The following is a 19223-nucleotide window of genomic DNA, read 5'->3' on the forward strand; positions in this document are numbered from 1 at the left end:
GTAGCTTATTTTCACACCATTCCTACAAACTATGAAAAACAACACGGGTACCACTTTGTCTGTCTGGCAGCCAGGCGTTGTCATGCCGGCCACCTCTTCGCTTACTGAAAACCTCACCACTGATGTCTGCGTGGTAGGTGCTGGTATTGCCGGGCTCACCACCGCCTACATGCTTACCAAAGCGGGCAAAAGAGTAGTAGTTCTGGATGCCGGCGATATTTGCGGCGGCGAGACCAGCCGAACCACTGCGCACCTTTCTTGGGCTCTGGATGACCGGTTTAGTAAAATAAAAAGCGTCTTGGGCACTACCAACGCCAAGCTGGCCTATGAGAGCCACCGCGACGCCATCAACATGATTGAGAAAATCATCAAAGATGAGAAGATTGACTGTGACTTTACCCGGCTGCCCGGCTACCTTTTTCTGGGCGCTAATGACACTGAAGACCAGCTAGACCAGGAATTGGAAGCCTGCCAACAGCTAGGTATTAAAGACGTGGTCAAACTCAAGCGTTGCCCTGTAGAAACCGTGAGCGAGGGACCCTGCCTCCAGTTTCCGGACCAAGGGCAGTTCCATCCCATCAAATACCTCTGGAAACTGGCCCAGTACATCATAGACCATGACGGCCTCATCTTCACCCACAGCCACGTCCAGAAGTTTGAGAGCGGCAACGTGACCAGAGTGACTACAGATGCAGGCTACTCGGTGTCGGCGAATCATCTGGTGGTCTGCACCAACACTCCGGTGAATGACTTTGTGACCATGCACACCAAACAGGCCCCGTACCGCACTTACGTAGTGGGCATGCGCATACCCAAAAACAGCGTGCCCACGGCCTTGTATTGGGACGATTCTGACCCGTATCATTATGTGCGCCTGGGCTCTGTGGCCGGTGAGGAGAAAGAGGATTCCCAGATTTTGATAGTGGGCGGCGAAGACCATAAAACTGGACAGTCAGACACCGATGAAAACGAACGTTACGCCTGCCTGGAAGAATGGGCCCGAAAGAAATTCCCGATGGTGCAGGACACGGTCTTTAAATGGTCTGGCCAGGTGATGGAACCGGTGGATTTCATGGCTTATATTGGTCGCAACCCCGGTGATACCAAGAATGTGTACATCGCCACCGGCGACTCTGGTCATGGCATGACCCACGGCACCATTGCCGGCATACTCATTTCAGACTTGATTCAGGGCAAAGCCAATCCTTGGGAGAAACTGTATGACCCCGGCAGAGTGACCATTTCTGTAGAGACGGCCAAGGAGTTCCTGAAGGAAAACCTGAACGTGGCGGCACAATACGTAGACTGGGTGAAACCGGGAGCCAAAGACGAAGAAGAAATAGCCCCCGGCACCGGCAAAGTGGTACAGCGCGGCGCCAGCAAAGTAGCGGTGTATTGTGATGAAAACGGTAAACGCACCGAATGCTCGGCGGTCTGCACCCACCTGGGTTGTATTGTAGACTGGAACCACTCAGAAATGTCCTGGGACTGTCCGTGCCACGGTTCCAGGTTTGACCCACATGGAAAGGTGATTGCCGGGCCGGCCATCCGGGACTTGGACAACGTGAAGGAATAATAAAAAAGAAGCCTGCTCCGTAAAGCAGGCTTCTTTTTTATTTATAGGCATCCAGCGCTTTCAGTCGGGCTTGTACAGAGGCTTGCCATTCTTGCTGTATGGTTTTTTCCAGGCCATGCTTGCTCTCACGGTCATACAGGTCTTCTTCTTTGTGCCACGCTTCAAAGGCCAGGTTGGCGTACTTGTTCAGGTCGGCGGCGCCTCTGGTGCAGGGGTTGGGCAGGGTAGCCAGTTTCTTGCGCAATTGCCGGGCGTGCAGTTCTGTGATGTCAAAGTGCAGCTGCTCATGGGCCAACAAGGCATGCGACTCGCGGTTGCGGGTCCAGGACTCCTTAGGGTTGAAAACGGCGTCTACCTTGAACTTGAGTTGGTTGTTCTCGCACTTCACCTTCATCTCCATGTTGGTAGAAGTAAGGGCATGGTGGTTGTTGTTGGAGGCGGGTTCCCCGGCAAAATCATCCCAGGAAAGGCGTTTTTGAGGAGCCCACAGAATGTCTGATGCAACGGCGGTATTGATTACAGGTTCAGTAGGAAGGGTAGGCACCAAAAATAGCATGCTCCACCACAGGGATAGTATGGATATTGACATAGATGTGACCGTAACAAGAACCGTACCGCCGCAAGTTTCAAAAAAGCAGAAGAAACTTACGCCGGACTGAATTTACGGAAACGGAAAAATAAAAGTAACGCCGCTATGGACAAACCTGTCAACAAACCCGTCCAGATGCCCATGGCACCCATGTCAAACACAAACCCCAGAGTGTAGCCAATAGGCAGGGCAATAAGCCAGTAAGAAAACAAGGAAATCATGCTGGGCACCCGTACATCTTCCAAGCCCCGCAAAGCTCCCAAAGCCACCACCTGCACACCGTCAGAAATCTGGAAGAGGGCCGCAATGATAAGGAGTTTAGAAGCCAGCGCCTGTACTACTATGTCTTTCACATAAAAGGCAGGAATCAACTCTTTGGCCAGAATGATGAGCACGCCCGTGCCCGCCATGAAAAGCGCGCCCATGATCATGCTGCTGTACCCGGCGGTGTGCACCCCGTGCACATCTCCTGAGCCCCGAAGTTTGCCAACTCTAATGGTAGCCGCCGCTGAGATTCCGCTGGCCATCATATAGGTGACAGAAGCCACGTTTAATGCAATTTGGTGAGCAGCCAATTGCGTGGCACCCACCCAGCCAATCATAACGGCAGAGAAGCTGAAGGCTCCCATTTCAAAAATCATTTGCAAAGAAATAGGGAAGCCGATCTTGAGCATGGTGAGCATGTGCGCCCAGGAAAGGTGTTGTTTGGAAAGATAGCTTCTGTATTTGGCAAATCGTTGGAAGGTAAGTACATAGCCTCCCATCATAAGCGCCATCACCACTCTGGAAATTAGGGTAGCCCAGGCGGCGCCGTTCAAACCCAAGGCCGGCATGCCCAGCTTGCCGTAAATCAATACGTAGTTGAGGCCCACGTTGAGGACGTTGGCGAAGATGGAAATGTACATGGACTGCCGGGTCAGGGACAAGCCTTCGGCAAACTGCTTGAACGCCTGAAACACCATGAGCGGGACCATGCTTAGGAACAGGATGTTCACGTATGGAATGGTCAGTTTCACCACATCCAGCGGTTGCTTCAAGTAATGAATGAGCGGTGAGAGGCCGTAGAAGACAAGGAATAGAAACACACCTATGAGGGTGTTGAGTACCAGCCCGTTCAACAAAATCAACGCAATGCGGGTGTGGTTTTTACGACCGTCGGCGCGGGCCACCAGCGGCGTCATGCTATAAGAGATTCCCAGCCCAAACACCAGCACGATGGTGAAGATACTGTTGCCCAAGGAGGCGGCGGCTAGTTGCAAGGTGCCAATGCGGCCCGCCATGATACTGTCTGCCACTGATACCAGAATATGACCCAGCTGGCTCAATACCACCGGGAACGCTAAAAGAAAAGTGGCTTTGTAATGGTGCCGGTACTGTGCAGAAAATATCACGAAGTAATAGAAATGGAATGAACCGCAAAACTACAGCTATTTCCCCAAGCCACCTCGGACATTTGTCTTTCTAGATCTGAGGATGTGACATTGCGTAGATGAAGAGATTTGGAAATTTGAAAATTTGAAAATGGGTGGTTTTGGAAATGATATGGTTTATCTAGGAACGTTTCGTTTTTGGTCTGTTTTCCAGAAAACAGGCCAGAAACGAAAGATAGTTTAGGTAAATTCAGCCTTTTGTCTACTTGCCTTCACAATGCCTCATCTTCAAACCTTCTCAACTTCAAATTACAAAAGCCTTCAGGCGGAGAAGGGCGCTTTCCAGGATGTGGTCTGGTAAGGCGAAGGACATCCGGACCGCGCCGGGCATGCCCATGTTGGTAGCAGGCAGAACTTCTAGACCCACTTGGTTCTTGAGCCCCGATGCCCATTCCTCTACCGTCTTGTAAAGTGAATTTGAATTCATTTCTTGGAGACAGGCAGAAACGTCTAAGGTAAAGTAATAGCCGGCGTCGGGTGTTGTGTAGGAAAGAGCTGGAATTTGGGCCAGTGCTTCTTGTACCCTTTGGCGCTTGGGAGCCAGATCTTCTTTGAAAGATTGCCAGATCTGCTGGCGGTGTTCCATGGCCTGGACCGCGGCTGCCTGGGTGAGGGGAGAAACCCCCGAAATGGTTTTCAGCTGGAGGGCCGTGGCACGTTCCAAAATCTCAAAAGGTGCAATGAGGTACCCTACCCGCCAGCCAGACATGGCAAAGGATTTGGAGAAGCCGTTCACCACCGAGATGCGGTCTCTCAAATGCTCAAACCGTAGCATGCTAAAAGGCGGCGTCTCATACTGCAAACCATCATAAATCTCATCAGACAAGACATGCAAGTTTGGATGCTCTTCCAGGAGATGGGCCACTTTCTGTAGTTCTTCCTGCGTGTAGACTTTGCCGGTGGGGTTACCAGGGTTACTCAGAATAAGCAACTTAGTTTGCGGCGTAATTGCTGCTTTCAAGGCCTCTAACGGTAGGGCGTAGCCTTCTTGTGGGTTGGCGGGAATAGAAACCAACTCTCCACCGCTCAGCGAAATCAAGTCTGGAAACGCAAACCAATAAGGAGCCAGCATCACTACCTGGTCCTGTGGTTGCAACAGGCTTTGCAGGTACAAATGGATGGCATGTTTGGCACCCGCAGTGATGAGTACTTGAGACTCAGGAAGTGGAATTCCGTCTTCCTCCAAGTACCGTTTGGCAACGGCCTGGCGAAGGCTCATGGTGCCCTCTGTGGGACCATAAAAAGTATCGTTCTGGAGCAGCGCTTCCTGAAGGCCTTCCACGGCCACCGCCGGCGTAGAAAAGTGCGAAACGCCCAAATGCATTGGAATCTGGTCCATAGTTTTTGATTGTTGGTTTTGCTAATTGCTCATTGTTGAGGCCAGGTGATGCAGCGATGACCCTGCGGCAATTTAACGCAATGGGTGCTAAACTTTAATCACTGACAAAAATAGAATTCCGTTTTTGGCTACTTTTCCAGGAAATAGCCCAAAAACGACCCGAAGTCAACAACAATCAGCAATTAAACCGGTCTTAGCAAGACATTGGCGAAGCAGTGGCTGTGGTCGGTGAAAATGTCATCAATGGCCAGGCCGCACGTGAGCGCCATTTCCTTGATCTGCCGCAAAGAATATTTGTAAGAGTTTTCAGTGTGGATGGTTTCCCAGGGCTCAAACGAAAACGTCTGGTCCAGGGCGCCCACATACACTTCCTGCGCCTGCTTGCTGACCAGATAGCTGCGCATGGTGCCGCCCACGGGGTCATATTCCGCGAAGTGCTGAAACTGGTCCACCTCAAAATTTGCCTGCAGTTCTTTGTTGATGCGGTGCAACAGGTTAAGGTTGAAGGCAGCCGTCACGCCGGCGGCATCGTCATAGGCTTGTCTTATTTTCTCTGGATCTTTTCTCAAATCAATGCCCAGCAGGAAGCGGTCCTGGGGTTGCAAGAGCTTTCTGAGTTGGCAAAGGAATTCCTGGGCATCGTCTGGATTGAAATTTCCTAAGTTGGACCCCAAAAACAAGATTAGTTTGCGCGCGGAATGCTTTTGCAGCCACTGCAGACCCGTGAAATATTCGGCGGCCAAGGCGGTGACGGGCAGGCTCGGAAAGCGCAGGGAGAGGTCTTCCAATAACTCTTTTAACTGCTCCGGCGAAATGTCTACGGGCACAAACGTGAAATCTGTTTTCTGGGCCACCAGTTCCTGCAGCAATAATTTGGTTTTATAGGCATCTCCGGCGCCCAGGTCCACCAGTTGGAACGGCTCCTGCGTACCAAAGGCATACAAAATCTCCTTGCGCTGCTCCTTTAAGATGCTGAACTCCAGTTTGGTGAGGTAATACTCGGGCAGCTTCATGATCTGTTGGAACAGCTGGCTCCCTTTGGCGTCATAGAAGAACCTGGATGACAGTTTTTTAGGCGTTTTGCCTAGTCCCTGGAATACGTCCTGGCCCAGGCCAGAGTCTGCGGAAACTTCTTCTGAGAGCAGGTTGACAAGTTGAGTATCTGAAGTGATGGTGCGTTGTGTCATAGGTTGTTTATCTCTGCGCCAGCCGGATGCCGGTAAACTGCCAGCGTTTGTCTGCGTGAAAGAAATTTCGGTAGGTAGTTCTTATGTGGCTCTGGGGCGTGGCGCAGGAGCCGCCGCGCAAGACCATTTGGTTGATCATGAACTTGCCGTTGTACTCACCCACTGCCCCGGGAGCCGTTGTAAACCCAGGATACGGTAAATAGGCGCTGTAGGTCCATTCCCAGGCATCTCCCAGCAGCTGCGCCACCGCAAAATTTTCATCTGCCAGACACGCCGCCTGGGGCTGCATACGCCGCGATTCCAGAAAGTTTCCGGCGGCGGGTGTGCCCGCGTGCAGTTGGGCCAGGGCTTCCCACTCAAACTCGGTTAAGAGGCGGTGGCCGCTCCAGTTGGCATAGGCCAGCGCTTCATAAAAGCTAATGTGAGTGACCGGCGCTTGCAGGTCTACTTGTTGCAGGCCGTGTAAGGTGTAGTGGTACCAGTGGCCGTCTTGCTGCACCCAGTACAATGGAGCCTGCCACTGCTGTTGCTGCACCAGGTCCCAGCCCTCGGCGAGCCAATAGACGAAGTTCTCATAGCCGCCTGCCTCCATGAATTGAAGGAACTCCTGGTTGGTCACCAGCCAGGCACGGGCCTTGAACTCAGCAAGAAATACCTGGTGTGGGTTTAGCTCATTGTCAAAACAGAAGCCGTCTCCCTGGTGGCCTATGGTATACAGGCCTTCCGGTACGGTCACCCATTCGTTTTTAGGCTGTTTTCCTGAAATTGGACCAGAAACGGGGCTTTCCTCTGGTAGGTATTCTGGCAGCAGAGGGTTGCAGGACAAGATGTATTTGATGTCTGTAATTAACAGTTCCTGGTGCTGCTGCTCATGCTGGAGGCCCAGTTCTATCAACGCCGCCAGATCTGCTTGTTTTTCTGACAATTCACTTTGCAGCAGCGTTTCCATGGCCTGGTTCACGTGCTGCCGGTAGGCCAGCACCTCGGCCAACGGAGGCCTGGACAAGGTGCCCCGCTCTGCACGGTTGACGCGGCTGCCCAAGGTGTTGTAGTAGGAGTTGAACAAGAACGCGTACTGCGCATGAAACTCTGTATAGGCCGGCAGATGTGGCTTGAGCAGGAAGGTCTCAAAAAACCAGGTAGTATGCCCCAGATGCCACTTAGGCGGACTTACGTCTACCATGGGCTGCATGACGGTATCTTCGGGGGTGAGCGGGGCGCAAAGGCTTTCCGTCTGTTTCCGGATGGTCTGGAAACGGGCCAAGAGCGCGGCAGAGTGACCAATAGGGGGCGTTACCATGGTTTGTAAAGGTTCAGGTCTTCATAAACTAATTATTGCCTGAAAGGTTTTAACTTCATCCCGCCAAATACGTGATTATGCCCTTTGTCCTGACCCCCTTTCAAAGAACGCTGCAGTTTAAATTTGATGCCCGTACCTCGCGCGGTGCCATGCAAACCCACCAGGCCCATTACCTGCGCGTGCACCATACAGATCAACCAACCAAGCAGGGTTGGGGCGAATGTTCCCCGTTGCCCGGCCTGAGCCCCGATTTCACCCCAGAGTTCTTTCCCTTCCTGCAACAACTATGTCACCAGTACAACGCCCTGGAAAGCGACAATTATGAAGACGAGAAAGGGTTTGCCTTCTGGAAAAGTCTGGAGAAGTGGCCCTCCATCAATTTTGCGTTTGAGACGGCGTTTGTAGACTATATGCGCGGGGGTAATTTCCAGTTGTATAAAAACGCTTTCTCTCAGTCTGAGGCCGGCATTCCCATCAATGGTTTGGTCTGGATGGGCGATGCCGCCTTCATGCGCGAGCAGATTGAAAAAAAATTGGCGCAGGGTTTCAATTGCCTTAAACTGAAGATTGGCGGTTTGGACTTTGACCAAGAACTGAACATTCTAGAGGAAATCAGAAGCATGGCAAGCCCTCAGGAACTGGAACTTCGCCTAGATGCCAACGGCGCTTTTTCTCCCCAGGACGCCTTGAAAAAATTAGACCAATTGGCCCGGTTTGACATCCATTCCATTGAACAACCCATCCGGCAGGGACAGCACCCAGAAATGCGCAAATTTTGTCTAGAGTCGCCTATTGCCATTGCCCTGGACGAAGAATTGATTGGTATTACCGGCCAGGAGGAAAAGTGGAATTTGCTGCACAGCCTGCAGCCGGCCTACATCATCATAAAACCCACGCTGGCTGGCGGGTTGAGCGGCAGCCGCGAGTGGGTACAAGTAGCTGATTCTCTGGGTCTGCGTTGGTGGATGACCTCGGCGCTGGAATCCAACATCGGGTTGAATGCCATTGCCCAGTTTGCCGCCAGTTTTCAAAACCCCTTACCCCAGGGACTGGGAACCGGGCAACTGTACCATAACAAACTAGAATCACCGCTGGAAATTAGAGGCCAAGAGCTTTGGTATGCTAAAGACAAGCACTGGGAGCTGCCCACGTAAGAAGGGTCGTTTTTGGCCTTTTTTCTGGAAAAGAGGCTAAAAACGGGGATAGTGTTTACTGTGAAACCAAATTTTTAGGACGCTAGAAATTGCTTCACTATTTTGGGAACGCCCTCTGTCGCTTTTTCTTTGAGAATGGTGAGGTTTCTTCTATGCGAGACGGCGGGTGTGTTGGGGTCCACCAGGTAAATGGGCGTGTCATGGGGAGCGTAGGAGAGGAGCCCCGCCGCCGGATACACTTGCAACGACGTGCCAATCACCAGCAGGTAATCAGCGGTCATGGTTTCTTCTATGGCCTGCTCAATCAAAGGCACCGGCTCCCCGAACCAGACAATGTTGGGCCGCAGCTGAGAACCCTTTTCGCAGAGATCGCCTAGTTTCAATTCCCAACCCTGTACGGGATAAATGAGAGATGAATCCTGGGTGCTTCTGTTCTCAAACAACTTGCCGTGAAGGTGCAGGATATGGGTAGAGCCGGCGCGCTCATGCAGGTCATCTACGTTCTGGGTGATGATGCGCACGTCAAACATTTCCTCCAGTTTCACCAGGGCCAGATGCGCCGCGTTGGGCTTTACGTCTAAGGCACTTTTGCGGCGCTGATTATAAAACTCCAGCACCAGTTCTGGGTTCTTGCGCCAACCTTCCGGCGAGGCCACTTCCATCACATCATGCCCTTCCCAAAGTCCGTCAGCGTCCCTGAACGTAGCCAAGCCACTCTCAGCGCTAATACCAGCTCCGGTTAAGACTACTACTTTTTGTTTTTGATTAGACATTAGTATTTAGATATTAGACGCTAGACAATTAAGAAATATAATACGAAACAGTAATTAAAATGATGAACCCCGTTTTTGGGCTGTTTTCCAGAAAACAGCCCAAAAACGGGGTTCATAAAGTCTAATATCTAGTATCTAACTACTAGCATCTCTTCCTAGCTGGCCTTCTTCTTAGGAGCCGCCTTTTTAGCGGTGGTGCCGGTAGCTTTTTTAGCAGGCGCTTTCTTGGCCGCTGGCTTTTTGGCGGCGGTCTTCTTTGGAGCATCTGCGGCCGCGGCTGGGTCAGCTTTCTTCTTGAAACCGCCTCGGGCTGGCTTATCGGGGGTGTTGGCCGCCAGTTCCAGGCATTGCTCTAAGGTAAGTTCTGCCGGTTCCTGTCCCTTCGGGATTTTGACGTTCTTTTTGCCCACGCATATGTACGGCCCAAAGCGTCCGTTCAAGACGGTCACCTCTGGATTTTCGGGGAAGGTTTTGATCATCTTCTCGGCGTCCGATTTGCGTTTGGCGTCAATCAGCTCAATGGCTTCGGCCTCAGAGATGAGCAAAGGATCCATGGTTTTGGGCAGCGAGTAGAACTTACTGTTGTGCTGAATATAAGGCCCGAAACGCCCGATGGCGGCTTTCATGTCCTTCTCTTCATAGGTGCCCACCACGCGCGGTAATTTGAACAATTCCTGGGCCTGCTCTACCGTAATAGACTCCAGGAACATTCCTTTCCTAAGGCTGGCATAAACCGGTTTTTCGCCGGTTTCCTCGTTCTCCTCACCTAGCTGCACGTACGGCCCGAAGCGTCCTAACTTGGCTACCATCATCTTGCCAGAGACAGGGTCAAGGCCCAGTTCACGGGCTCCGCTTACGCTGGCGCGTTCAATGTCTGCAGAGGCTTCAATGGTTCCATGGAAACTTGAGTAGAATACATCTAACATCTTGTCCCACTCCTTGTTACCCATGGCAATCTGGTCAAACTCTTCCTCTACCTTGGCGGTGAAAGAATAGTCAATGATGCTGGGGAAGTGGGCTACTAGAAAGTCGGTCACCACCATGGCAATGTCTGTAGGGAAGAGCTTGGCTTTCTCGGCGCCTGCCATCTCGGTTTTAGTCATGGCCTTGATCTCGCCGTTCTCCAAAGACAGGATTTGGTATGGTCTTTCTTTGCCTTCTCTATTGTCTTTTTCTACGTAGCCGCGTTTCTGGATGGTAGAGATGGTAGGCGCGTAGGTAGATGGTCTACCAATACCCATTTCCTCTAACTTCTTCACCAAACTAGCTTCTGTGTAACGTGGCGCCGGACGGCTGTAGCGCTCGGTGGCCTGCAGGCGTTGCAAGTTCAAAGTTTGACCTTCTTTCAAAGGAGGAAGCATGCCCTGGGTTTCTTCGTCGCTTAGTTCCTCGTCATCGGTAGACTCAGCATACACTTTCAAGAAACCTTCAAACTTCACCACTTCACCAGTAGCTACCAGCTTTTCTGGTTGACCGGAGATGGAGATGACGGCGGTGGTTTTCTCAATCTCAGCATCGGCCATCTGCGAGGCAATGGCGCGCTTTCTGATTAAATCATACAGGCGTTGCTCGTTGCGGTCATCGCTGGCTTTGAGCGCGGCAAAGTCTGTAGGCCGGATGGATTCGTGGGCCTCCTGCGCTGATTTGTTTTTGGTTTTGTATTGTCTGGTTTTGACGAAGTTGTCGCCAAAGCTGCGCGCAATCTCTGCGGCAGCAGCGGCCATAGCGTCCTGTGACAAGTTCACGGAGTCGGTACGCATGTAGGAAATCTTACCGGCTTCGTACAGGCGTTGGGCCACTTGCATGGTCTGGGCCACCGAGAAATACAGCTTGCGGCTGGCTTCCTGCTGTAGGGTAGACGTGGTAAACGGAGCGGCTGGGCTACGCTTGGTTGGCTTTTTCTCTAGGCTGTCAATAGTATAAGAAGCCCCAATGTTGCGGTTCAAGAAGTCCTCGGCCTGCTCACGGGTTTTAAAGCGGGTGTTCAACTCAGCCTCCAGGCGCTTGCCGGCCACGTCAAAAATGGCCACCACTTTAAAGGCAGACTCAGACTTGAAGCGCTCAATCTCACGTTCGCGCTCTACTACAAAACGTACCGCTACAGATTGAACACGCCCGGCAGATAGACCGGTTTTTATCTTCTTCCAAAGCACCGGACTCAATTCAAAACCCACCAGACGGTCCAGCACGCGTCTTGCTTGCTGAGCGTTTACCAGGTTGATGTCTATGGTGCGGGGGTTGTCAATGGCGTTGAGGATGGCGTTCTTGGTAATCTCCCGGAACACGATGCGGCGCGTCTTGGCCTCATTCAGGTTCAGGGCTTCGGCCAGATGCCAAGAAATGGCTTCTCCCTCACGGTCCTCATCCGATGCCAGCCAAACCGTTTCGGCCTCCTTGGCGAGCTTTTTCAGACTGGAGATGACTTCGCGCTTGTCTGGAGACACCACGTAGGTGGGTTTGAAGCCGTTTTTGATATCTATGGCATTGTTGTCCTTGGGGAGGTCCCGCACGTGCCCGAAGCTAGATTTAACCACGAAATCTTTGCCCAGGTACCCTTCAATGGTCTTGGCTTTGGCCGGGGACTCCACAATTACTAAGTTCTTTATCATATATAGAAGGAGGTGGGCGGGGCCCAAAAATTTTTCAAAGATGACGTAAAATTTTGAGACAATGCAAGCACTACTGGGGAAGATGCTTATTAGAAGAGCGCAAAACCATATACCTTAGGGCAGTAAAAAAGTTTTGAAGCTAAACCCAGGCGCTATGAGACAACTACTGTTAATGAGGCACGCAATCACGCTGGATAAAGTTCCCGGCCAGACAGATTTAGAACGCGAACTCACCTTGCAAGGACAGGAGCAGGCCCTGGCCGCCGGCCTCTGGCTCAAGCAGCAGCAACTCACCCCAGACCTAGTGTTGTGCAGTCCGGCGGTACGTACGCAATCTACCCTGGCCGGAGTTTTAGCGGGGCTTGGCAATTCTGTTCCCGTCCAGACGGAGCGAGATATTTACGATGGAGAGGAGTCTGACCTCCTGCATTTGTTGGAAACGGCAGACGCCTCTGTGCAGACTTTATTATTTGTGGGTCATAATCCCACCATTGGCTATTTGGCCCAAGCCCTCACCAACCGGCGCGTCAGTTTTTCTCCTGCCACCGTGTTGGTATTGACCTCACAAAAAGAGGCGGTGACTGATGGGCTGAGAAATAGTTTTTCGGTCACAGACAGGTTCCTGGCGCCAGTACCTCGTTTTTAGGGTATTTTCCAGAAAACAGGCTAAAAACGGAAATTAGCGCCATTTTAATTTGTAGCTTTAACCGTTTCAACGGCAGAAAAATATTTTTTGATTTTCTTGTAACCTATGGCAGCAACTATCGTATCGGTCATCAACCAAAAAGGCGGCACGGGCAAAACCACCACCACCATAAACCTTGGGAGCGCTCTCCAAAAGCTGGGAAAGCGCGTGCTGTTGATCGATTTAGACCCTCAAGCCAACTTGTCTTATTCCTTGGGCCTTACAGAGCCAGAACGCACGCTGGCAGACGTGTTCACCGGGCAGCATAGCCTGCCAGACATTCTGCAAGAGTGTGATGGGCTGCAGGTGGCACCTGGTTCAAATGAACTGGTGGACGTGGAAATATCGTTGGTAGGTCAGGAGAGCCGTGAGCAATTCTTGCAGAGCATGTTGCAGGAAACCAAAGGCTTTGACTACATCTTGATTGACTGCCCACCGTCGCTTTCCCTGTTAACGGTTAATGCGCTCACGGCCTCGCATGAGGTGATTATTCCGCTTCAGATGGAAGTGCTGACGCTCCAGGGCCTTGGACAGATTTTGAATACGGTGAAACAGATAAAGAGTACGCTCAATCCTGCATTGAAAGTGAAAGGCATAGTGGTGGTCATGTATGACAAACGCCGCAAGCTGAGCCTGGAGATTGAAGAGTACCTGCAGGACAACGTGGAGGAGCGTATTTTTAAACAGCGCATAAGGCTGAACGTGAAGTTGGCAGAGGCGCCCTCCTTTGGTAAGAGTGTACTGGACTATGATTCAGCCTCTAACGGGGCCAAAGATTATCTGGGTCTGGCAAAAGAATACCTGGCCGCCAAGTAAGCACCGTTCTTGAATTCTATTTATTACTATATTGCATAGCTTAACTAAGCAGTAAACCCTATAAAACGGCAAGCAATTGCCAAAGCACGTAACAACGCTCTACAATCACAATATACAATGGCTTTAGGTAAAAACTTAAAACTCAATAAGGACAAGTTGATTGGGAAGTCAGAGGCCGAGAAGTCTGCAGCGAAACCTGCCGCAGAAACCTCGTCGACTGAAGGAGTAGAAGAGACGCCCGCACCAGCGCCGGTAGAGGAGCCAACTCCTGCCGCTTCTGATGCGCCCGATTCTCTTGACACTTCCTCTGATGATTTCCTTTCTGATTCTGGTGCAGGAGACGATGAGAAGGAGAGGATGGAGGATGTTCCCTTATTGGCAGTGCCGTTAGTGCAGGCGGATCAGGCCAGGCGTAGTAATACGCCTAGGCTCCAGTACCAGCTGCAAGACAATGATTACATCAATGAGCAGTTGAACCGCGTCTTGTACGCGTTAGACGCGTTTAAGAAAGGTGACGTCTCTGTAAGGTTAACCAAACAGAATAATGACATCTTCTCAGAGATAGCCGAAGCCTACAATTCCATGGTGGAGATGATTGGTGGTGTAGGTGGTGAGGTTTCCCGTATCTCTAAAGTAGCCGGGGTAGAGGGTAATCTGAAAGCCCGTGCCTCTGCTGAGAATGCCTCTGGTTTCTGGAAAGACATGATTAACAATATCAACGGTTTGGTGGACTCCATCGCCGTTCCGGTATTGGAGGTAGGCAAGGTATTGAAGAACATCTCCCGGGGTAACCTGGATGAGACGTTCCAGATTCCGGTGTCTGGTGACTTCAAGGTCATGGCCGAAACCATCAACCGTACCATTGATAACCTAAACCTATTTGCCGGTGAGGTAACTCGTGTGGCACTTGAGGTAGGTACCGAGGGTAGACTGGGTGGGCAGGCATCTGTTCCGAACGTTGCTGGTATCTGGAAAGAGCTTACTGACAATGTAAACGCGATGGCGTCTAACCTTACCTCTCAGGTACGGGACATTGCCAAGGTAACCACCGCGGTAGCACAAGGTAACCTGACCCAGAAAGTAACCGTGGACCTGAAAGGGGAAATGTTGCAGTTGAAAGAGAACATTAACCAAATGGTGGACTCTTTGAACATCTTCGGTGATGAGGTAACCAGAGTGGCCCGTGAAGTGGGTACTGAAGGTAAACTAGGTGGCCAGGCCCGTGTACCTAACGTGGGCGGTACCTGGAAAGAACTGACAGACAACGTGAACACTATGGCTAGCAATTTGACTAGCCAGCTGCGTGACATAGCGAACGTGGCCACCGCTGTTGCGAAAGGCGACCTGAGCCAGAAGATTACAGTTAACGTGCGCGGTGAGATTGCTGACCTGAAGGACATCATTAACCAGATGGTGGACTCCCTCAACATCTTCGCAGACGAAGTAACCCGTGTGGCGCGTGAAGTGGGTACCGAAGGTAAACTAGGCGGACAGGCAAGCGTGCCAAACGTAGGTGGTACCTGGAAGGAGTTGACAGACAATGTGAACACCATGGCCGGTAACCTGACCCTACAAGTACGTGACATTGCCAACGTAGCAACCGCGGTAGCAAAAGGTGACTTGAGCCAGAAAATCACCGTGAATGTACGCGGTGAGTTAGCTGAGCTGAAGGACAACTTGAACCAGATGGTGGACAGCCTTAACATCTTCGCGGATGAGGTAACCCGTGTGGCAAGAGAGGTAGGCACCGAGGGTATTCTAGGTGGTCAGGCCAACGTACCAAACGTAGCCGGTACCTGGAAAGCCCTAACAGATAATGTAAACTACATGGCGTCTAATTTGACGCTGCAAGTACGTGATATAGCCAACGTAGCAACTGCGGTAGCAAAAGGAGACTTAGGCCAGAAAATGACGGTTGAGGTAAAAGGAGAAATCCTTGAGCTGAAAGACAACCTGAACCAGATGGTGGACTCCTTGAATATCTTCGCTGACGAGGTAACCCGTGTTGCTCGTGAAGTGGGTACCGAGGGTATCTTGGGCGGTCAGGCGAATGTTCCAAATGTAGGCGGGGTTTGGAAAGACCTCACCGACAACGTGAACTCGATGGCCTCCAACCTGACACTGCAAGTGCGTGACATCGCCAACGTGGCGACCGCGGTGGCGAAAGGTGACCTGAGCCAGAAAATGACCGTGAACGTGAAGGGTGAGATTCTTCAATTGAAGGATATCCTGAACCAAATGGTAGACTCGCTCAACACATTTGCGGGTGAGGTAACCCGTGTGGCATTGGAGGTAGGAACCGAAGGAATCTTGGGCGGTCAGGCTAATGTGCCAAACGTGGCTGGGACCTGGAAGATGTTGACTGACAATGTTAACTCTATGGCCTCTAATTTGACGCTGCAAGTTCGTGATATTGCCAACGTGGCAACCGCGGTGGCGAAGGGTGACCTGAGCCAGAAGATGACGGTGAACGTGAAGGGTGAAATCCTGGAGCTGAAGAACATCCTGAACCAGATGGTGGACAGTTTGAACATCTTCGCGGGTGAGGTAACCCGTGTGGCATTGGAGGTGGGTACAGAAGGTAAATTAGGTGGCCAGGCATCGGTTCCAAACGTGGGCGGTGTATGGAAAGACCTGACGGACAACGTGAACTACATGGCCTCCAACCTGACTCATCAGGTAAGGGATATTGCCAACGTAGCAACCGCCGTGGCAAAAGGAGACTTGGGTCAGAAAATGACCGTTGAGGTAAGAGGCGAAATCCTTGAACTCAAGAACATCCTGAACCAAATGGTAGACTCGCTCAATGTGTTTGCCGGGGAAGTAACCCGCGTAGCGCTGGAAGTGGGTACTGAAGGAAAACTAGGCGGTCAGGCCAGTGTACCGAACGTAGGCGGGGTTTGGAAAGACCTCACAGACAATGTGAACTACATGGCGTCCAATCTAACGCTGCAAGTGCGTGACATTGCCAACGTGGCAACCGCGGTGGCGAAGGGTGACTTGAGCCAGAAGATGACGGTGAACGTGAAGGGTGAAATCCTGGAGCTGAAGAACATCCTGAACCAGATGGTAGACTCCCTTAACGTGTTTGGTGATGAGGTAACCAGAGTAGCCCGCGAAGTGGGTACCGAAGGTAAACTGGGAGCGCAAGCATCTGTGCCAAACGTAGGCGGAACCTGGAAAGAATTAACCGAGAACGTAAACTACATGGCCAGCCAGTTGACCGGCCAGGTACGTGATATTGCCAAGGTAGCCACCGCGGTAGCCCGTGGCGACTTGAGCCAGAAAGTGACGGTTGAAGTTAAAGGCGAAATCCTGGAGCTGAAAGAAAACCTGAACCAGATGGTGGACAGCCTTAACATTTTTGCGGATGAGGTAACCCGCGTGGCCCGTGAAGTGGGTACTGAGGGTAAGCTAGGCGGTCAGGCGAATGTTCCGAAAGTACGTGGTACTTGGAAAGAGCTGACCGACAACGTGAACACCATGGCCGCCAACTTAACTTCTCAGGTACGTGACATTGCAAAAGTTGCGATTGGCGTAGCAAAAGGTGACCTGAGCCAGAAAGTGACGGTAGATGTAAAAGGAGAGCTCTTAGAGCTGAAAGAGAACATCAATAGAATGGTGGACTCTCTAAACATCTTCGCGGGTGAGGTAACCCGTGTGGCGTTGGAAGTAGGTACCGAGGGAAAACTGGGCGGACAAGCCAAAGTGCCGAACATTGGCGGGGTATGGAAAGACCTCACCGACAATGTGAACGTAATGGCCTCCAACCTGACCACGCAGGTACGCGGTATTGTGAAAGTAGTAACTGCGGTATCTAAAGGTGACTTAACTCAGAAACTGACGTTACAAGCCAAAGGCGAACTAGCCGACCTGGCAGACACCATCAACAGCATGGTGGAAGACTTGAACCGCTTAGCGGGTGAAGTTAGCCGGGTGGCCAGAGTTGCGGGTGTGGAAGGCAAACTGACTGAGCGTGCCACAGTAAGCGGTGTATCTGGAAGCTGGAAAGAACTAGTAGATACTTTGAATGATCTGTTAGAGTCCATCGTGACGCCGGTTCTGGAAGTATCCAGAGTAGTACGCGCCATCTCTGAAGGTGATTTAACCCAGAAAGTAGAAATTCATACCGCTGGTGACATCCTGGCCATGTCAAATGCCTTGAACTTGGCGGTAGATAACTTGAACGCCCTATTAGGTGAAATCAATGAAAGCTCACTCATTGTAGGAAGCTCTTCAGAAGATATGGCCGCCAAGGGTCTTGAGATGAACAGAGTAACGGTAGATGTAGCTCTCTCTATGCAACAAATGGCAGAGGGTGCGCAGAACCAAGCATTGAAAACAGACCAAGCCTTCAAACTGATTGAAGAAATCATGAAGGCCACCAAAGAAACCGCTAATAAGGCAGATGTGGTGAACCGTTCAGCGGTAATGGGTGAGGAAACTTCTCAGTTGGGTCTGAAAACAGTAGCTGAAGTGGTGAAGAACATGGAAGAGATTTCATCTTCTGCAGCGCTTACCGCTAAAACCATTGAAGTATTGAGCACACGCAGCCAGGAGATCTCTAAGTCATTGGGTGTGATCACTGACATTGCGGCTCAAACCAACTTGCTTGCTTTGAACGCAGCCATTGAGGCGGCTAGAGCCGGTGAAGCAGGTAGAGGTTTCGCGGTAGTAGCCGAAGAGATCAGAAAACTGGCTGAGGGCTCACGCAAGTCTGCGAGTGAGATTGCCATTCTGGTAGAGGACGTGAAAAAAGATACCTCTTCTGCTGCGGCGGCGATCGCGACCATGGAAGGCCGTGTATTGAAAGGAAAGAACGCTACGTTTGAAGCGTCAGGTGCCTTTAAGAACATTGCAACTTCCAGTGGTGAAACGCTTCGCAGTGCCCAGGACATCTTGGTGTCTACTGAGGTTCAGAAATCCTCTATTGGTGACGTTGTAAAGTACGTGGAAGAAGTGGTAGCCATTGCCGAGCAAACAGCCTCTGGTACCCAGCAGGTAGCTAGCACGGCCAAGCAACTGTCGGCTTCCATGCAAGAACTGACTACGTCCAGCCAGCGCCTAAATGACATTGCGGACGACTTACAATTGGGTATTTCGGCCTTCAAGCTGATCAATGGTAACCTGGTATTTCCTAACCGGAATCAGCGCAAGTTGACCCCGGTACCAGCCAGAAAACGCAGCTTTACACCAGACAGCGCAGAGGAGGAAGAACTCTTGAAGAAGGCCACCAGAAAAGCAGGTAAAAGTAGAGGACAAGAGTAATGGAGGTACAGAACGCCCGCGAGAAGAAGGACCCCGTGGTAGAACCCATGGTGCACCTGATTGTCTTCAAGCTTGGTACGGAAGAGTTTGGAGTGCGCATTGAGCAGGTGAAGGAGGTAACCATTACCCCAGAAATCACCCGCATGCCCAAGACTCCGTCTTTTATCAAAGGGGTGGCCAACATTAGAGGTGATATTTTGGCCATTATGGATTTAGAGGAGCGCTTCCAGGTGGAGCGCTCCATTTCTCCAGAACGCCATACCTACACCCTGGTCATAGAGGCGAAGGATTATACCTTGGGATTCATTGTAAAAGAAGTGCCTCAGTCCCTCACTTTGCCCGTGTCTAGCATTGACAAAGCACCTTCTTTTATACAGGACATCAACATCAATGAGAATTTCATTGAGGGAATAGGAAAGATTGACAACCGCCTCATCATTGTGCTGGACATCTTTAAGATCCTTACCTCAGATGAAATCATGGAACTGAGAGCCTAA

Annotated in this window: 13 protein-coding genes; 6 read left to right on the forward strand and 7 right to left on the reverse strand. The window is 51.2% G+C overall.

Annotation, left to right across the window (positions count from 1 at the left end; all coding sequences use genetic code 11):
• The first annotated feature begins 31 nt into the window (after nucleotides 1-31).
• On the forward strand, nucleotides 32-1576 hold the full coding sequence (locus tag GU926_RS01565; protein ID WP_160688394.1) for an FAD-dependent oxidoreductase: 1545 nt from the start codon (nucleotides 32-34) through the stop codon (nucleotides 1574-1576).
• A 37-nt stretch (nucleotides 1577-1613) separates the two neighbouring features.
• Here the strand turns inward: GU926_RS01565 and GU926_RS01570 are convergent, their stop codons facing one another.
• From GU926_RS01570 to egtB, 5 genes are all read right to left on the reverse strand, one after another.
• Nucleotides 1614-2165 carry a DUF922 domain-containing protein gene (locus GU926_RS01570; RefSeq protein ID WP_160688396.1) on the reverse strand — a complete coding sequence of 184 codons (552 nt, stop codon included), beginning with the start codon at nucleotides 2163-2165 and terminating at the stop codon, nucleotides 1614-1616.
• Between the two features lie 56 nt (nucleotides 2166-2221).
• Nucleotides 2222-3556, reverse strand: a complete 1335-nt coding sequence (locus tag GU926_RS01575; protein WP_317165609.1) for an MATE family efflux transporter — start codon at nucleotides 3554-3556, stop codon at nucleotides 2222-2224.
• 283 nt (nucleotides 3557-3839) lie between these two features.
• Complete coding sequence (locus tag GU926_RS01580; protein WP_160688398.1) at nucleotides 3840-4934, reverse strand: pyridoxal phosphate-dependent aminotransferase; 1095 nt, start codon at nucleotides 4932-4934, stop codon at nucleotides 3840-3842.
• Between the two features lie 182 nt (nucleotides 4935-5116).
• Nucleotides 5117-6121, reverse strand: coding sequence for an L-histidine N(alpha)-methyltransferase (gene egtD / locus GU926_RS01585; protein WP_160688400.1), 1005 nt, complete (start codon nucleotides 6119-6121; stop codon nucleotides 5117-5119).
• 7 nt (nucleotides 6122-6128) lie between these two features.
• On the reverse strand, nucleotides 6129-7421 hold the full coding sequence (gene egtB / locus GU926_RS01590) for an ergothioneine biosynthesis protein EgtB (RefSeq protein ID WP_160688402.1): 1293 nt from the start codon (nucleotides 7419-7421) through the stop codon (nucleotides 6129-6131).
• A 77-nt stretch (nucleotides 7422-7498) separates the two neighbouring features.
• Between egtB and menC the strand changes: the two genes are divergently transcribed.
• Entirely contained in the window at nucleotides 7499-8575 is a 1077-nt protein-coding gene (menC, locus tag GU926_RS01595) for an o-succinylbenzoate synthase (RefSeq protein WP_160688404.1), read from the forward strand.
• A gap of 74 nt (nucleotides 8576-8649) precedes the next feature.
• Here the strand turns inward: menC and GU926_RS01600 are convergent, their stop codons facing one another.
• Nucleotides 8650-9348 (reverse strand): SIR2 family NAD-dependent protein deacylase, encoded by a 699-nt coding sequence (locus GU926_RS01600; RefSeq protein ID WP_160688406.1) that lies wholly within the window; start codon nucleotides 9346-9348, stop codon nucleotides 8650-8652.
• Between the two features lie 155 nt (nucleotides 9349-9503).
• Complete coding sequence (gene topA / locus GU926_RS01605; RefSeq protein ID WP_160688408.1) at nucleotides 9504-11957, reverse strand: type I DNA topoisomerase; 2454 nt, start codon at nucleotides 11955-11957, stop codon at nucleotides 9504-9506.
• Between the two features lie 154 nt (nucleotides 11958-12111).
• On the opposite strand from topA, the gene GU926_RS01610 reads away from it, so the two are divergent.
• The 4 genes from GU926_RS01610 (at nucleotide 12112) to GU926_RS01625 (ending at nucleotide 19223) form a co-directional block, all read left to right on the forward strand.
• Nucleotides 12112-12603 (forward strand): SixA phosphatase family protein, encoded by a 492-nt coding sequence (locus GU926_RS01610; protein WP_160688410.1) that lies wholly within the window; start codon nucleotides 12112-12114, stop codon nucleotides 12601-12603.
• Nucleotides 12604-12708: 105 nt separating this feature from the next.
• Nucleotides 12709-13458, forward strand: coding sequence for a ParA family protein (locus GU926_RS01615; RefSeq protein WP_160688412.1), 750 nt, complete (start codon nucleotides 12709-12711; stop codon nucleotides 13456-13458).
• 117 nt (nucleotides 13459-13575) lie between these two features.
• Nucleotides 13576-18726, forward strand: coding sequence for a HAMP domain-containing protein (locus GU926_RS01620; protein WP_232058398.1), 5151 nt, complete (start codon nucleotides 13576-13578; stop codon nucleotides 18724-18726).
• A complete protein-coding gene (locus GU926_RS01625) occupies nucleotides 18726-19223 on the forward strand; it encodes a chemotaxis protein CheW (protein ID WP_160688414.1) in 498 nt (165 codons plus the stop codon). Before GU926_RS01620 ends, GU926_RS01625 begins: the two co-directional genes overlap by 1 nt.

Origin of the sequence: Nibribacter ruber (assembly GCF_009913235.1) — a bacterium.
Taxonomy (GTDB): Bacteria; Bacteroidota; Bacteroidia; order Cytophagales; family Hymenobacteraceae; genus Nibribacter; species Nibribacter ruber.

Coding starts and splice junctions, on each gene's coding strand:
- GU926_RS01565 (WP_160688394.1), top strand. CDS start 32: ATGAAAAACAACACGGGTACCACTTTGTCTGTCTGGCAGCCAGGCGTT.
- GU926_RS01570 (WP_160688396.1), bottom strand. CDS start 2,165: ATGTCAATATCCATACTATCCCTGTGGTGGAGCATGCTATTTTTGGTG.
- GU926_RS01580 (WP_160688398.1), bottom strand. CDS start 4,934: ATGGACCAGATTCCAATGCATTTGGGCGTTTCGCACTTTTCTACGCCG.
- egtD (WP_160688400.1), bottom strand. CDS start 6,121: ATGACACAACGCACCATCACTTCAGATACTCAACTTGTCAACCTGCTC.
- egtB (WP_160688402.1), bottom strand. CDS start 7,421: ATGGTAACGCCCCCTATTGGTCACTCTGCCGCGCTCTTGGCCCGTTTC.
- menC (WP_160688404.1), top strand. CDS start 7,499: ATGCCCTTTGTCCTGACCCCCTTTCAAAGAACGCTGCAGTTTAAATTT.
- GU926_RS01600 (WP_160688406.1), bottom strand. CDS start 9,348: ATGTCTAATCAAAAACAAAAAGTAGTAGTCTTAACCGGAGCTGGTATT.
- topA (WP_160688408.1), bottom strand. CDS start 11,957: ATGATAAAGAACTTAGTAATTGTGGAGTCCCCGGCCAAAGCCAAGACC.
- GU926_RS01610 (WP_160688410.1), top strand. CDS start 12,112: ATGAGACAACTACTGTTAATGAGGCACGCAATCACGCTGGATAAAGTT.
- GU926_RS01615 (WP_160688412.1), top strand. CDS start 12,709: ATGGCAGCAACTATCGTATCGGTCATCAACCAAAAAGGCGGCACGGGC.
- GU926_RS01620 (WP_232058398.1), top strand. CDS start 13,576: ATGGCTTTAGGTAAAAACTTAAAACTCAATAAGGACAAGTTGATTGGG.
- GU926_RS01625 (WP_160688414.1), top strand. CDS start 18,726: ATGGAGGTACAGAACGCCCGCGAGAAGAAGGACCCCGTGGTAGAACCC.